The following is a 16,149-nucleotide window of genomic DNA, read 5'->3' as shown; positions in this document are numbered from 1 at the left end:
CTTATTCGTTTTCTTCGTGTTCCTCCGTGAGATCAATAACCTCTTTTATTTCCTCAATAAACTCTTCCTCACTTGGCAGGTATAACTGATACTTGCTTGTAAGAATATTCGTATTGTCTTCCGGCAGCGTAATTTTCGCAAGCAGGTCGTTTTTCGCTGTACAAAGCAATATGCCAATGGTCGGTGTCTCGTCCGGTAGTTTCTCGTATCTGTCGTAATAATTGACATACATTTGAAGTTGGCCTAAATCCTCATGCGTCAACTTATGAGTCTTGATTTCAATAACTGCGAAACACCGCAGCAGTCTGTTATATAAGACTAAATCGGCAAAAAATTCGTCATCTTCAAGCAGGATTCGGCGTTGTCTGGCAACGAATGAAAAGCCGTTGCCCAATTCGAGCAAAAACTCCTGTAAGTGCGTGATCAGCGCGGATTCCAAGTCCTGCTCGTAGTAACGGGCCTCTCGCTTTAGCCCAAGAAACTCTAAGAACATCGGATCTTTGATAATCTCCGCAGGCTTTGTCGGTATGCAGTCTTTACGGGCAACGGCGAGAACAGATTCCTTGTCGTTTGAAAGCAGCAGCCTTTCATAAAGCTGAGAGTTAATCTGCCGCTCAAGCTCACGCCCATTCCACCCATTGCCAGTCGCTTCCAGTTCATAATATTCACGTTTGTAATCGTCGTCTATGCTGATGAGCTGACGATACTGTGACCAGTTTAGTTGCGGATGCACCTTGCTGACTGTCGGGTACAGACGATAAAACTTCCGCGCCCGTGTCAACTGCGTATACGAAAAACCGCTCCCAAACTCCGCTTCGATTTTCGCAGCAAGATTCTTAATGAGATATCCGCCATAGGCAGCGCGGTCTTGTCCACGCTGTTCCTCAATGAATATTCGTTCTCCAAGACGCCAGTACATCATCAGCCGCATATACTCTACGCCACGAATGGCATTCTCGCGAGCACTGATAATTATCTCTCGTATATCGGTGTAAAACGTCTGATTGATGTTTTTCATTTCTCCCATAATATCATCTCCCAAGTTACGTATTTGTTTCATAACTGTCTTATTTTTGAATTGTTGCCGCATGCGGCAACAATCTTGATACTGCCTTAAACCTTATCTTTGAGCATAAAATCAGTCCCTTTTCTTTTATCGAGATTTCTCAGCCTGTGCCATCTGGCAGTGCAATAAACCTAATATCTGATTTTCGATTGGCATCTGACAAATATCCCCCAATTAAATTATTATCTGGCAAGAAAAGAATGAGTAGAAATGTTTCAACGATACAGGCTCTAAAATGGTAAAAGGATTGTAATGATCAATGATATTATTTTTCAGGGTGAACAATCTATAAAATGGGATGATGTAAGAACATACATAAAAAAACAGAGAAAAATGGGTGGTCGATATGATTCCAGATTTACATTACCTATCTACGGTAAGCTCGAAGAAGTCAGAAGGTACAACGTGATCCTTGCCTCCATACAGATTCGTCATGATGCAAATGGTAATTGCGAATCACGCTTGTGGGCGTATTTCGCAATTACCTGAAAGACTTATTATAGACCTTCCGTTTCTTTACTCATCTTTCTGACCGTAATAGGCGCCAGTTCGTCAGAAGACAGCGTCACCGTATACATGGCGATTTCGTCGGTTTCCCGGTTGGCGGATATGATCACATCGTTCTGATTCACCATGTAATGACAGACATTGGCCGGACCACAGTCCCTGTCAATGATTTCGCGCTCATACGTCCCGCTCTCCCTGCAATAAGAAAATGATACGAGATTTCGTTCGCCCTTCCGGAAACCGATTACGACCCGGGGAATCCGGCACAGCGGGCCGCCATAAACGGCATGTAAGAATTCCATTTTATCCGGGCATTCATATACCTTAAAAAAGCCTTCTCCCCGGTCCTGATAGATCGAAAACGTATCTCCATGAAACGGCGACAGCACCGCCAGTTCCTTTCTGCCGTCCCCGTCCAGATCCAGCAGCACCGCATCGGAAGCCGGTACATCGAGGAGTTCCCGGATCTCCCACTCCCCGTTCTTCTGTTCCGGCGGAAGGAACTGAAATATACCGTTTTCACAGGAGATCACCGCCGTATTCATGCCGCCGTCTTCTGTCCTGGCGTAGCCATGGTTTTTCGTCAGGCCTTCCTTTAAGACCGTAAGCGGCAGCGGATGGGCCTCGTCAAAAGTGCTCAAATCATCCGGAAGCACGGCGCAGTAAACCTTTCCGGGGCAGCTCCAGTCATCCTTATATGCATGGCCGGACTTCAGCGTACAGGCGATCAAGTACTTTACACCGTTTCTGACGAGAATATCGAACCGGTGCACAAACGGAAGCTCCGCCAGGGTTTTCACCTCCCAGACTCCGTCTGCAGGCGTTACGGTTACAAGCTTTGCTTCTTTGGAATCATTGGGGGAATAGAACTTATGGGTCGCCAGAAACTGGCCGTCACTTCCCGGCACCTGGACCATCGTCATGACTCCGCCCGGCCCCTCCCATACGGTATCCACCTCCTTTCCCGTCTCATCGAACAGGATACAGCGGTCTGTCTTCTCTGCCGCCACCAGAAAATGAAACCTTCCCTGATACGTCAGGGGGGCGATGGAATAGCACTTTGTTAAATTGGCCAGCACCTTTTTTTCAACTTGCATGTTCATCCTCCTTCGCCTGTCTGCCAAGTATGTCGGTCATCATCCGATTCGCCTTCCGGAGTTCATCCTTCCAGTCGCCGCCTCCTGTATACCAGAATTCCGTCACATATCTTCGGATACCCAGCCGCCACGCCTCTCTGATCGCCTCCTCAAAATTCACATGGCCGCTTCCGTACGGAATCTCCCGGAATTTCCCCGGCACCGTCTCTTTTAAATGCATGGCCAGCAAACGGCCGCTCCCCGACTTTAAATCCTCGATCACATCGGTCTTATACTGCTTCGCCGCATTGGTGATATTGCCGATGTCGGGATATACTCCCAGATAATCCGATCCCATCAGCTGCACATATTTCATGGCCTTTCCAACCGTATTCATGAACTCGGTTTCCATGGTCTCGAAGCCCAGCAGTATGCTCCTGCTCGCGGCCATATCCACCGCTTTTCTCAAATTCATTTCAAACATCTTTTTTGTGAATTCGCTGGACTCCTCATAATACACGTCATATCCCGCCAGCATGATAATTCTGATTCCCAGGTCATCCGCCAGATTGATGGCCTTTTCCATGATTTCCATGCCGCGGATCCGAACGGATTCCTCACTGCTTCCCAACGGGTATTTCCGGTGGCCGCTTAAACACATGGTCCGGATCGGAAGCCCCGCCTCGTACATATCCTGTACGAGAGAGGCCCGCTTTTCCACGCTCCAGTCCAGCCGCGCCAGTTTTTCTTCGGTTTCATCGATACTCATTTCCAGGAAATCATACCCCGCCTCTCTGGCATACGTGAGCTTTTCCCGAAAGCTTAACTCATTTGGCATGGATTTCTCATAAAGTCCCAAGGTATATAATTTCATCGTTACTCCTTTGCCCCGGTCTTACAGCAGGGAACGGAACGGTACGTTAGGCTCATCCGTAAAGCAGTCTTCAAAGCCGCGTCTGTAATGGTACTGGATCTTATCCCGGTCCACCGGCCAGACGTATTTGCCGCCCACGTCCCAGATAAACGGATGGAACTGGTACTGTAAAACGTCTTTCTTATAGTTGTAAAGCATGAGAATCTCAAGGGGATCTGCCTTAAAGTTGGTCCATACGTCGTAATGGATCGGAATCACCACCCTGCACTTTAATGCCTCCGCCATACGAAGAATATCCACGGATGTCATCTTATCCTGATTGCCCGCCGGATTCTCTCCGTAGGAACCAAAGGCAATATCAATGTCGAAATCCTTTCCGTGTTTGGCATAGTATGTACTGTAATGGGAATCCCCGGAATGGTACACGGTTCCGGCCGGTGTCTTGATCACATAGTTCACAGCCTTGTCGTCCATATCGTCCGGCAGCACGCCCCGGATGTCCTCATCCGCCGTGACGAGACACGTTCTGTCAAAGGAATCCGTGACCATGATTTCCACATCCTTTATTTTAATCGTATCTCCCGGTTTGACCACTCTGCATCTCGATTTCGGAACGCCGTAGCTCAGCCACTTTTCCACGCTCTTTAGCGGACCGATAAAGGGCACCTCACCGCCGCAGTTCTGCATCACAGCCGCCGCAAAGAACGGATCAATATGGTCATTGTGGTAATGGGTGGACAGTACCGCGTCAACGGCTGTAACAGCAAACGGGTCGTAGACGATGGGCGCAGCCCGGAGATTCGGCTGTGTCGCACGGCCGCCGGTCATATTCCGCATCTGATGAAACGGGTCCATCTCCTTCGTTTTCTGAGACCGTTTTCCATTGCCAAACCACAGATCGATGGCAATATTTGTTTTATTTTCTGTTTTGATCCAGAGTCCGGTACAGCCGATCCACCACATCGCAAAGGTTCCCGGCTTTACCTCCTCCTGGTCGATCTCTTCATTCAGCCATGTCCCCCATTCCGGAAACGCGCCTAAAATCCATTTTTCTCTCGTCAGTTCTGTTACTTTGCTCATATTTGCTTCCTCCATTTTCTACCGAGTGCCCTCGGAAACGCTTTCTGTCCGGTTTCTGTGAGTGCCCGTTACCACATTTGATAAGTTTCACCCCGAAGCTTAAAGATTGCTTCGATAAAATAGTAATCTCCATAAATGATGTGAAACTCATGATTTTTATGGTGATATGCCGCTGTACACTTTTCCAGGATACAGTCGCTGTCTTTTGAGAAATTGCACCGTTTCTCGTACAGTGCCTTCAATAGCTTTTCTGCTGCGCGCCGATAGACCTCCGATTCACACGCTGCGGTCAGCCGCGCAAGCTCCAGAAGCGCGCTGGCTGCTGCTGCCGCCGCCGAGGAATCCTCATAATACGGCTGCTTCGGCGCCCGGAAATCAACCGGGATCAGGCCGTTTTCCGGTATATTGGCTATAAAGTAATGCGCCGTCCGTTTGGCGGTGTCTAAATAACGTTCATCCTTCGTATGGATATAGCTCGACGCAAATCCATACATGGCCCAGGCCTGGCCTCTGGTCCAGCTGGAGCCCTCCGCATATCCCTGGCCGCCCAGAGACCCTGTGAGCTCCCCGGTCACCGGATCGAACCTCATGATATGATTGGAGGAGCCATCCGGCCTGATATAGTATTTCATCACCTGGTCGGCATACATCACCGCCTGCTCCCGGAATCTGGGATCACCGGTTTCATCGGAGGCCCAGTAGAGCAGATTGATGTTCATCATGCAGTCAATAATGGCCCATCCCGCCGTGTCCTCATCCGGCGCGCCGCTCCACTGATCCCATGCCCGGAAGATCCGGGCCGCCGGATTGAAGCGGCCGGAAAGGATGGTGGCTGCCATCAGGCCGCGTTTTCTCGACTCCGGATTTCCCGTGATCCTGTAATCGGCCACCGCAGACGGAAGCCATACAAAGCCCATATCGTGATGCAGTCCATAGAAATCGGCAAATGCCTGATCCAGCTTTTTTTCCGCATACCGGGCGATATCCACATACCTTTGCTCCCCGGTACGCAGATAGAGAAGCCACATGATTCCCGGCCAGAAGCCGTTGGTCCACCAGGAAACGCCATCATCCCAGCCAAACTGCCGGTCCTCGTCAATCTTGTTGTCATGAGTTCCCGATACCGTCGTATACGGGATTTTAAATCTGGATTTTTCTGAAACCCAGTCCATTTTTTCAATAATTTTTCGTTCTGCCTCGCAGGTCCAGTCCATCTCATTCTCACTTTCTGATGTCAAGCAGTCTTTAAAGCCGGGTATGGAACAGCCCGCAAAACGGATCCACCGGATTTTTCCCTGTAAACCGGCTTCTCCCCATTATTTTTTCGACTATGGCATCGATTACGTATCTGCTGGGTGTATAACCATTGATGTACGTCCTGACCTTTGGCACATCCAGGAGCATATAAGGGTTATCCACAGATATAAAGAGTGTCGGGATTTCATAAATGTATCTGGGTGTGTTGCATCCGCCCGGCGCGGTCCAGGAAATTCTGGAAACATTGTCACTGCCGGAAGTTTTCACGCTGCAGTAATACAGAATCAGGTCAAACCGCTTCGTCATGCTCTCTATGCTGTTCCCAATTGGAAGCAGATCTTTTCTGGAAGCATCGTAGACGGTCACTTCAAACCCTTCTCTCTCCAGCAGCCCGGCCAGATACTCCGCCTGATTGCAGATGGGATCGTGGTAACCGCCCTTGTCGCCCAGGACATGGAGCAGGATCCGTCTCTGCGTTTTGGGGCTTATGGGGAGCAGGTTCTGGGTGTCCTTAACCAGGGTAACCGACCGGTCCGCACACTCCCTGGCCAGATTGCGGTTATCCTCGCGTTCAAACACCTTCAGCGCCTCATCTCCCGGAAACAGGGTTCCCTCCTCCATCTTTTTATGAAGCTTTAGATGAGCCTTCAATGCCAGAATCCGTGCAACCGCTTCGTCCAGACGTTCCCTGCTGATGGTCCCGTCTGCTGCCGCGTCCAGCACGTACTGGTAATCTTCTTTTAAATCCAGGGTAAACAGGATCATATCACAGCCTGCCGCCACCGCAAGGGGCAGGGCATCTCTTCTGGCCATGGTCTGCATGAATCCGGTCATCGTCGTAGCATCCGTCACCACCAGCCCGTTAAATCCCAGCTGCTCCCGCAGGAGCTTTGTGGTCAGATCGCAGGACAGGGAGCCGGGAAGAATCTCCTCATCCCGGATATCCGGATTCATCTTTCTGGAGTATGCCGGCAGCATGATATGGGCGGCCATGACGGTTTCCGCGCCGTCCTCTATCAATGCTTTATAAATCTTTCCATAGGAGGCATCCCACTCCCTGGCCGTGCAGTCGTTGATGGTGGTTACCATATGCTGGTCCCGTTCATCCCGCCCGTCTCCGGGCCAGTGCTTCAAGCATACGGCCATACCGTTTTCCATCTGTCCTCTGACAAACTCCCTGGACATCTGAAGGACCGTTTCCTGGTCGGAACTGAACACTCTCGTATTCGTAATGGGATTGTGATAATTCGTGTCAATATCCAGAATCGGCCCAAAGTTCCAATTGGCTCCGGTTGCCGCCGCCTCCTCCCCACAGACCCGCCCCAGCTCATACGCCCATCTCTTATCTCCGGCTGCCGCGATCTGCATCTGCGTCCCGAATAAAGTGCCTTCTTTGCAGATCCCATCCGCTCCCCGCTCGAGATTGGACGCGAACAGCAGAGGAATCCCGGTTCTGGCCTGAAGCTTTTTGAAATTTTCTTTTACTTTCCCCGCCGGAAAAACATCGGTCATATAGCCGCCCGGATAAAAGCCCAGGGCATCCATTTCCGCGGCCATCTCTTCCACCGGTTTATCCTTGATTAAAATACAGAACAGATGGCTGACCTTCTCTTCCACGGTCATCTTCTTCATACAATCCTGTACCCATGCAATATCACTCTCATCCAGGAAGAATGGCTTTGCCTTAAAATCCACGTTCATACCGTACGCTCCTTTCTTATCCCTTGACACCGGAGGATGCCAGACTCTGCTCGAAGAAACTCTGGAAACACAGGAATACGATCAGGATCGGTATAATCGAGATGACCGATGCCGCCATGATCGGCCCGTACTCTGCCGTAAACTCGCTGATCATGTTGCGCAGTCCCAGCTGAATCGTATACAGTTCCCTGGAGTTGATGTAGATAAGCGGAGCCAGAAAATCGTTCCATACGGACACAGAGGTCAGGATCACCAGCGTTCCGATTACCGATTTGGAAAGAGGCATGATGATCTTGGAATAGATGCCGAACTCATTCAGGCCGTCAATCCGCGCCGCCTCGCTCAGTTCATTGGGAATTCCATCGAAGAACTGCTTCATCAGGAATACGCCCATGGGGTTAAACGCCTGAATCAGGATCAGCGCCATATGGGTATTGGTAAGTCCGAATATCTTGATAACGGAAAACTGAGGAATCATAACCACCTGGTAGGGAAGCATCAGGGTTGCCAGGTACAGGATGAAGATCTTATCTCTCTCCGGAAATACCAGCTTGCTGAATGCGTAAGCCGCCAGGCTGCACGTCACGATCTGCAGAATGGTAATCACCACCGTCAGCTTCAGTGTGTTAAAAAACAGCTGCGGATAATTGGCCTTATTCCAGATATAGGAGTAATTTTTCAGTTTCAGATTCTGAGGGATCCACTGGATGGGGAAATTGAAGACTTCCAGACTGTCTTTAAAGGAAGAAGACAGCATCCAGAGGAACGGAAGAATCATAGTTAAAGACGATGCGATGACGACCGTATACTTGACAATCGATAAGAACAGCGCAAGTCCGGTTTTTTTCTTTTTTTCTGCCATGCTCTCTCCCTCCTAATCCTGTTTTTGACGTTTGAACTGAATCAGCGTCACCACTAAGATACAGGCAAACAGTACCATAGCCTCTGCCGATGCGTAGCCAAACTTGTAATTCTGGAATGCCTCTTTGTAAATCTGAAGCACCAGAACGGATGTAGCGCGTCCCGGGCCGCCCTTTGTCATGATGAAAATCGGCGTAAATACCTGGAACGAGTTGATGATGCACATGATGGTTATGTAAAAGGTAACCGGTTTAAGCTGTGGAATCGTAATAAACCGGAAGCGCTGGAACGAATTGGCCCCGTCTACGGTAGCCGCCTCATACAGCGAGTTATCAATCCCCTTTAAGCCCGCCAGATAAATGATCATATAGTATCCGATTCCTTTCCAGATAATCATGATCATCACAGCCAGCAGCGCCCAGTCCTTATCCGACAGCCACGCGGGAACATTTTGAAGGCCAATGCTGTGCAGGATCTGATTTAAGGGGCCATTCTTGGAATAAAGAAACTGCCATACAACCGAAATCGCAACAATAGAGGAAATATGCGGAAAGAAATGCGCCGCACGGATTGCAGAAGAAAACTTAATGCCGGAATCCAGAATAAATGCCATAACCAGCGACAGCATGATGATAAACGGCACGGTCCCCACCGTATAAATAATGGTATTCCAAAGGGATATCGTAAAGTTTGAATCGCGAAACAGATTGATATAGTTTTTAATTCCCACAAACTTAGCCGCACCGGATCCGTCCCAATTCGTAAAGCTTAAACCGATTGCCCAAACAGCCGGTATTAAGGTAAAAACTGCAAACCCGATGATATTTGGCAGCAAAAAACAGAACGCCATCTTCCTGTTCCGGTTGACCACTACCTGGTTCGACTTGTATACTGCTGTCGTTTTTGCCATATCGTCCCTCCTTGTTATAAGCACTTCGCGGCGTTCCCTGGCCGTTTACGTGCAATACATGTCATCTCGCTCAGCGCGTGACGCTTTTTAAAGTCTGAGCCGGCAGACTTGAATGCTGCACTGCGTAATAAACGGCGCAGTGCAGTGCTCAAAATATCGTACCGGCTCAGGAACCACCCCTTAGTTCTGAGACAGAATCTCTTCACGGCGGGTATTTAAATTATCAGCCATCTCTTCCGGAGACTGGTTGTCTGTAAGAACAAGCTCAAGTTCTTCGTTTACCGCACTTGACATCTGGCCTAAATTCACGCTTGCCTCTCCAAGGCCGTAGCTGATATTGTCCGTCAGCGCTTCCATGGATGATTCGTCAAGCCCTGTGCTCTCTTTAAATGTGGTCATAATCTCATCTGACATGTATCCCGGAACCAGCATGGATTCTGCAACGATCTTTGCGCCCTCTTCTCCGCAGAGAAACGTCATCAAATCCCATGCCGCATCTAATTTTTCCGTCTTAGGATTGATCAGTACCGGCGTAGAGGTTGCGAAGCCCTTCTTCTCGGTTCCTTCCCAATAAGGAGATTTCACAATGCCGTATTCAAATCCAAGCTCCTGTGCTTCCAGAAGCTGCGTCATCCAGGAACCGTTATACAGCATGCCCCATTTTCCCTGGTAGAAGTAGGTCTGATCCTTCGACATGGAGACAGACTCCGCATAGTCTTCCCAGACGCCGTCTTTCATCGCTGCCATAACCTTTGAAGCTGCCGGCACCAGCTCATTGAAATCGCTGGAGGTAATATCAAACCCGTTTACGGCTCCGACGAGACACGGTGCGATAAATCCTGGTTTTGGATAGAACGCACATCCATAGACATCGTCATGGCTTAACTGCTTTCCGAGTTCAAAGAACTGCTCCCATGTCATATCATTGGTGGGATATGCAACTCCTGCATCATCAAAAATCTTCTTATTATAATAGATCACCCAGTCATTGGTCCGGAACGGAAGGGCATAGAGGCCGCCGTCAATCACATAATGCTGCTCCAGAACGGTTCCGTAAGGGGTGAGATCAAATCCCTTTTCTTTTGCTGCGGCATTTAAGTCGAGGGCAAAATTCTTCTGCACCAGCGTCGGATAAGAAGTATTGGATTTTGCAAAATATACGTCAATGTCATCGCCGGAAGCCAGCATCGTGGTAAGCTTTGTCTCGTAATCGTTGGCCGGCGCGTTGATGACTTCCACTTCAATATTGGGATATTTCTGGTTAAATGCCTCCATCATGGCCGGGTATACAGAGCCCTCCACGTCATAGTCCCAAAGAGCCAGCTTTAACTTCGTCTTTTCTCCTGACACCTCTTTGCTTTCTCCCGCCGCTGCTGCCGCAGACTCAGTCACCGGAGCTGCTGTTGTGGTCTCTGTCTTCGTTCCGGTACCGCTGCATCCTGCAAGAACTGCCACTGCGGCTGCGGCTGCCAGCATTACACTTACGTTTCTTTTCTTCATGTGAATAATCCCTCCATTTTGAATGCCAATAAAAACCGCCAATCACTTTTACGATCATTTATTGGTTTTGCGATTGTTTTGTACGTTCATTGTATTCTTTTATGTACGTTATGTCAATAGTGTTAAGAAATCTTTTTCGTTTCTTGTTGTTTTTATGCGTTTTTTCGCCTTATATTGTTCATTTAAGTGCTTTTATGAATTATATTTTTATTTTTTATTGCGATACGTGCGATCTTCTATTGATTTATTGTACATTTTTTGGTATGCTGTCCCTGTATTCTCAAGTTATTTCAATTTTTTCGTTCATTCGGGAGGATTATATGAACGTTTTAGTGATTGATGTTGGTACTTCCAGCATGAGGGGGATTTTATACGATGTGCACGCAGCAGAACTGAAAAAGATTCAAATTTCCTATTCCCCGTTCTATATTGATCAGATTTGTGTAGAGCAGAATGCTTCTGACTGGACCTCGGCACTGATCCGGATCTGTTCCGGATTGGCGCAGGCCGCCAAAGAAGAAAACAGGAAGATTGATGTGCTGTCTCTCACCTCACAGCGATCCTCCGTGCTTCCTCTGTCGAAGGATATGGAACCGCTGTCTCCGGCAATCATGTGGCAGGACAAACGCACAATGTCTCTCTGCCATGATTTAAAGAAGTCTGATCCTGTCATAATCCAAAAGGCAGGAAGCCGGATTAATCCGGTTTACTCCGGCAGTAAAATGGCCTGGATCCGCAGGAATCAGCCGGAGCTGTTTGAACATGCGGCAAAACTGGCGGTCATTCCCGATTATCTGGTATGGTTTATGACGGGTACTCTGGTCACCGACCATACCTACGGGAGCCGCTCTCTTCTCATGAATCTGGGAACCCGAGAGTGGGATGAGGAGCTTCTGCGGCTCTTTGAACTCCCCCGCTCCAAGCTCTGTGATCTCATATCTCCCGGCACTGTGGCGGGACACATATCCGGCCCATTTTCGCGGCTCACCGGACTTTTGGAAGGGACGCCGCTCATATCGGCCGGAGGCGATCAGCAGTGCTCCGCGCTGGGCCAGGGGGTGATCCATCATGGAGACGCCCAGATCACGACAGGTACCGGCGCTTACATCATCAGCGGCTGCGATGAACTGCCTGTGGTTAAAGGCAGCGAAGTCATCGCGGGCGTCAGTGCAATACCGGGGAAATACGTTTTAGAGAGCAGTATTCTGGCCTGCTGTTCCGCCTTTAACTGGTTTCATAACGCCTTTTATCCTGACAGCGACCACGGCTTTGATTCGATCAACCGGGAAATCCTGGATTCGCCTCCTGCGGCAGGCGGCATCATCGCTCTGCCTTATTTTCAGGGGCAGGGGACGCCAGACTGGAACAGCATGGCCACGGCCTCCCTCCTGGGTCTCACGCTGTCCTCCTCAAGAGGGGATATGGCCAGAGCCATCTTAGAAGGGATCTGCTATGAGATAAAGGTCAATATGGAGTGCATGGCACGGTATCTTCCTGCCCCCTCGTCCATTGTCTTAAGCGGCGGCCTTACGAAATGCCCGTCCCTGGCGCCATCCCTGGCCGGAATCCTGGGTACGCCGGTCACCCAGTACAGCAATCCGGAGTCCACTGCCTTAGGCGCATGGATGTCCGCCGCCGTAGCCACCGGGCTGTATCCCGGCTGGGAAGAAGCCTTTCGGGCCGCCCGGGCCTCCGATGCCGTTACACAGACACTCCCGGAAAACAGGGACAACTACAAAAAAGGATACAGTCTGTATCAGGAATCTTATTCCAGACTGTATCCTTACACTTAAATATTCTGTTATCTGTCCTTACCTGTCAATCGGTAACGTGGCCCTTCAATATGGTCACGTTATCTTTTTCCAGCCTTGACGTAACCGCCTCGTCGGCCAGCTCGTCCGTAACGATATGGGTAATCTGATGGGTATCTGCGATGATAAAATTATGCAGCTTGCCGATCCGCTTATGATCCGCCAGTATGACGACCATATCCTTTGCCCGCTCGATCATCAGGCTGTTTACCATGGTTTCCTGAAGCACCGCCGTGCTGATCTCGCCTTCTGCCGTGATCCCGCTGACTCCGATGAAGCACTTGTTCGCCCGGATCTTCCGTATGGTGGCGAGTGCAAAATCCCCTACCAGGGAACATTTCGTTCCGTGCAGCTCTCCGCCGGTCAGAATAATGCTGACCAGCGGATCGTGACTGCTGGTAATGGCATTTCCATTATTCGTTATCACGCTGACCCGCTTGCCGGATATATAGTCCAGCATTAAAAGAGCCGTCTTACTGCTGTTGACGAATATTATATCGCCCTCCTCAATCAGTTCTGCAGCCTTCTTTGCAACGACTCTTCTGTAATCCGTCGTTCCGTCCTGACCGGTGGCAGGCGGGACATCCAGCGTCGGATCTTCAAAAAGGGTGCCTTCTATCAATTTTGCACCGCCGTAATGGCGTTTCACAAATCCCTGATTTTCAAATTCAATCAAATCCCGTCTTATGGTAAGCGATGAGACTCCCAGTTCATTGGCTAATTGATCGACCGATACTTCTTTCTCTTTCTGCAGTCTCTGTAAAATCGTCTGCTGCCTTTTTACAATGACACCCTTTTTGTTTTTCACTTCGACAACCTCTTATATCCTGTTATAGTTTCGTTTCCCGCCTTCCGCAGAAGACATTTTCACTTAAAATACATTTTCCTGATCGTTTCATTCAGACGCATCGCACTTCGCGAACGTTTTTTGATGAAAAAGGATTCGTTTAGAACGTTTTATCGAACGTTATAGCAAATATCTGCGGTGTTTCAGTCCGGTATTCCCCGCCAAATGCTTATATAGTACATATCATACCATATATTTCATTATTTGAACAGTTCAATAGCCAGGAACTTAAAATTTGAATTTAAAATTCCTGGCTATAAACAGTAACCTATAATCTCTTCTTTGTTTTTGACGTTATGAATCCCAGCGCAATCGCAGCTGCGCACCCGGCCAGTTTGGACACCAGCAGCGCAGGCAGCATGTCCGGCTCGGTGCTCACGGTAAATCCCAGATGGGCGGCCAGCATGGAGGCGGAGCTCACCATATACGCCACATTGACAAGCTTGCCAAACGTGTTCATGTCCTTCATCATGACGAGCGCCGGTATGGGACTCACGATACTGACCAGCAGCCCCAGGACACTGATGCTGTCCAGCCCCATTCTGGCGCCCAGCGCGGTACAGGGCCGTTTCAGCCGGCGCTGTAAAAATTCCGTCACGGGAAGGCTGCCCAGAAGCACCACACCAATGGATGAAACCACCGCCATGGCCTCCTCGATGGGAGCCATTCCGGGAATCACCACAAATCCTGTCATATATGTAACCGCCGCCAGCACAAGCCCGGCGGTTATCACGGTACGGATAAGAACAGCGAACACCTCAAAGCCTTTCACCATGCCATCCGGAATGCGGAACAGACCGATTCCCAGCAGAAGGGCCAGAACCAGAACAGGAAGATTCTGATGCAGAATCTCCCCGATCCCCAGGCCGCACACAGCCCCTCCGGTGATCAGCGCCGCCGGCATGGCAGCCAGTCCCAGCATAATCCCCTTTGCAAATACAGGGCGGTCGCCCTCTTCGATCAGCCCCATCCCTACCGGAATGGTAAAGACAATCGTACAGCCAAACACGGAGGCCGCCACGATTCCCGCGTACCTTCCGATCAGCGGATTCTCCGCCAGCTCCATGGAAAGCTGATATCCGCCCATATCGATGGCCAGAAGGCTTCCAAACATGGCGGGGTCCACCCCAAGGAACCGGTAAACCGGAATGATAAGCCTTCCCAGCGTCCCCGATACCAGCGGGGCCAGGCAGATGATCCCCACCATGGACAGCGCGGTCGGCCCCAGATACTGAAAGCCTTCCTCAAATTTCTTCCCATACCCAAAACGGTTCCCCAGGATACGGTCAATTCCCCCAGCCACGGCGCCCAGCGCCATAATGATCATAATAATCCGGTTTATCATATCTCTGTCTCCAAAATCAAATTTAATCTCTCACCGGACACTGTCGGCTGTGTCTCATTGTACCACAAACACGATACTCGTGGAAGACCTCATTCGCTTTTGAGCAGGTATGAATCTTCTATTCTTTACCGCTGAATCTCAAAGAATACGCGTTTCCCGTCCTGTCCAGAATCTCCTCCAGCACACGTTTCGGCACCGCCGCATTCAGCCGGATAAAGCCCAGCCCGGCTTCCCCAAAATGGCTGCCTTCATAGACGGATACCTTCGCCTCCTCCAGAAAGAACTTAACAATCTGCGCTTCCGTCATCCCTGTCTTTCTGTAATCAATCCATGCCAGGAAGGTTCCTTCCGGTTCCCTCAGTTCAAACAGCGGCATGTGTTCCTTTAAATATCCGGCCAGAAGGCTCATATTTTCGTCCAGACAGCGATTTAATTCCTCTTTCCACGGTCCGCACTCCTGATATGCTGGTTTTATCACTGCCGCCGCAAATATGTTTGGATTATGGAATCCCTCCCGGTCTACCGTCGCCTTCATCGCCTGACGCATGGAATCATCGGGTATAATCATATTGGAAAACATAATTCCCGGAATGTTGAACGTCTTCGTCACGGACTGGTATACGATCATCCTCTTCCTCATCGGTTCGGAGAGTGACAGTATGCTGCAAAACCGTCTGCCTTCCCTTATTATATCGGCGTGAATCTCATCGGATAAAAGAAACAGTTCATGGCGCAGGCAGAAGGACTCCACCGCCTTTAAATCCTCCGCTTCCCAGACCCTGCCCGTCGGATTGTGGGGATTGCAGAGAATCATCATTTTCACAGAAGCATCCATCTTCGATTCCAATGCGTCAAAATTCATACTCCAGCGTGTTCCGTCCCACTCCAGCGGACTCCCGATCATGATTCTGCCATGCTTATTCACCGCATCCGTAAGGGCCGGGTAAGCCGGCGTGTGAACAATGATCCTGTCTCCCGGCTTTGTAAACGTCTCCACGGCCATGTTTAGCCCAATATTGATTCGCGGGGAAAACAGGATCCACTCATCTTCGACCCTGCATCCGTATTCTCTGCGGATCCACTCCCCCACAACAGCGGGATAACAGGACGGAAGATTGGTATAGCCATATATTCCGTGATCTGTCACCTTCCGGCACGCCTCCCGTATGGGTTCCGGCGCGTGAAAATCCATATCGGCCACACCGCAGTGCAGGATGTCTTCCCCGTACTTTTCATCCATTTCATCGTATTTCGCGCAGTTGGTACCTCTTCTGCTGATCACCTCATCAAAACAGCCTGTATTCATCTCCGCTC

13 protein-coding genes are annotated in these 16,149 nt (G+C 49.8%); 1 reads left to right on the top strand and 12 read right to left on the bottom strand.

Features of this window, described 5'->3' with window-relative positions; genetic code table 11:
* Position 1: 1 nt before the first annotated feature.
* From H8S80_RS23915 to H8S80_RS23875, 9 genes are all read right to left on the bottom strand, one after another.
* Positions 2–1,027: a PDDEXK nuclease domain-containing protein gene (locus H8S80_RS23915; RefSeq protein ID WP_117622139.1), complete on the bottom strand. Its 1,026-nt coding sequence runs from the start codon at positions 1,025–1,027 to the stop codon at positions 2–4.
* Positions 1,028–1,563: 536 nt separating this feature from the next.
* Entirely contained in the window at positions 1,564–2,670 is a 1,107-nt protein-coding gene (locus H8S80_RS23910) for a hypothetical protein (RefSeq protein WP_117622137.1), read from the bottom strand.
* Positions 2,660–3,523 carry an L-ribulose-5-phosphate 3-epimerase gene (locus H8S80_RS23905; RefSeq protein WP_117622136.1) on the bottom strand — a complete coding sequence of 288 codons (864 nt, stop codon included), beginning with the start codon at positions 3,521–3,523 and terminating at the stop codon, positions 2,660–2,662. The genes H8S80_RS23910 and H8S80_RS23905 overlap by 11 nt, the downstream gene beginning before the upstream one ends.
* Before the next feature lie 21 nt (positions 3,524–3,544).
* Positions 3,545–4,603, bottom strand: coding sequence for an L-ascorbate 6-phosphate lactonase (ulaG, locus tag H8S80_RS23900; RefSeq protein ID WP_117622135.1), 1,059 nt, complete (start codon positions 4,601–4,603; stop codon positions 3,545–3,547).
* A 68-nt stretch (positions 4,604–4,671) separates the two neighbouring features.
* The gene (locus H8S80_RS23895; protein WP_117622134.1) at positions 4,672–5,817 is read right to left on the bottom strand and encodes a glycoside hydrolase family 88 protein; all 1,146 of its coding nucleotides are present in this window, start codon (positions 5,815–5,817) and stop codon (positions 4,672–4,674) included.
* A gap of 31 nt (positions 5,818–5,848) precedes the next feature.
* A complete protein-coding gene (locus H8S80_RS23890) occupies positions 5,849–7,561 on the bottom strand; it encodes a glycoside hydrolase family 3 protein (RefSeq protein ID WP_117622133.1) in 1,713 nt (570 codons plus the stop codon).
* A 16-nt stretch (positions 7,562–7,577) separates the two neighbouring features.
* Positions 7,578–8,423 carry a carbohydrate ABC transporter permease gene (locus H8S80_RS23885; RefSeq protein ID WP_117622132.1) on the bottom strand — a complete coding sequence of 282 codons (846 nt, stop codon included), beginning with the start codon at positions 8,421–8,423 and terminating at the stop codon, positions 7,578–7,580.
* Between the two features lie 12 nt (positions 8,424–8,435).
* Positions 8,436–9,332 (bottom strand): carbohydrate ABC transporter permease, encoded by an 897-nt coding sequence (locus tag H8S80_RS23880; protein WP_002601336.1) that lies wholly within the window; start codon positions 9,330–9,332, stop codon positions 8,436–8,438.
* Between the two features lie 180 nt (positions 9,333–9,512).
* On the bottom strand, positions 9,513–10,832 hold the full coding sequence (locus H8S80_RS23875; RefSeq protein ID WP_117622131.1) for an ABC transporter substrate-binding protein: 1,320 nt from the start codon (positions 10,830–10,832) through the stop codon (positions 9,513–9,515).
* Between the two features lie 320 nt (positions 10,833–11,152).
* Between H8S80_RS23875 and H8S80_RS23870 the strand changes: the two genes are divergently transcribed.
* Positions 11,153–12,625: an FGGY-family carbohydrate kinase gene (locus H8S80_RS23870; RefSeq protein ID WP_181987980.1), complete on the top strand. Its 1,473-nt coding sequence runs from the start codon at positions 11,153–11,155 to the stop codon at positions 12,623–12,625.
* Between the two features lie 25 nt (positions 12,626–12,650).
* On the opposite strand, the gene H8S80_RS23865 is transcribed toward H8S80_RS23870, so the two are convergent.
* The 3 genes from H8S80_RS23865 to H8S80_RS23855 all read right to left on the bottom strand — a co-directional run bounded on the left by H8S80_RS23865 (position 12,651) and on the right by H8S80_RS23855 (position 16,141).
* Positions 12,651–13,451 (bottom strand): DeoR/GlpR family DNA-binding transcription regulator, encoded by an 801-nt coding sequence (locus tag H8S80_RS23865; protein ID WP_117622129.1) that lies wholly within the window; start codon positions 13,449–13,451, stop codon positions 12,651–12,653.
* 307 nt (positions 13,452–13,758) lie between these two features.
* The gene (locus H8S80_RS23860) at positions 13,759–14,835 is read right to left on the bottom strand and encodes an ethanolamine utilization protein EutH (protein WP_117622128.1); all 1,077 of its coding nucleotides are present in this window, start codon (positions 14,833–14,835) and stop codon (positions 13,759–13,761) included.
* Positions 14,836–14,953: 118 nt separating this feature from the next.
* A complete protein-coding gene (locus H8S80_RS23855) occupies positions 14,954–16,141 on the bottom strand; it encodes a MalY/PatB family protein (RefSeq protein WP_117622127.1) in 1,188 nt (395 codons plus the stop codon).
* Between the last annotated feature and the right edge of the window lie 8 nt (positions 16,142–16,149).

It is taken from the genome of Hungatella sp. L36, from assembly GCF_014288035.1.
Note: the sequence above shows the minus strand (reverse complement) of the source record. Positions and strands in the feature narration are given on the sequence as shown.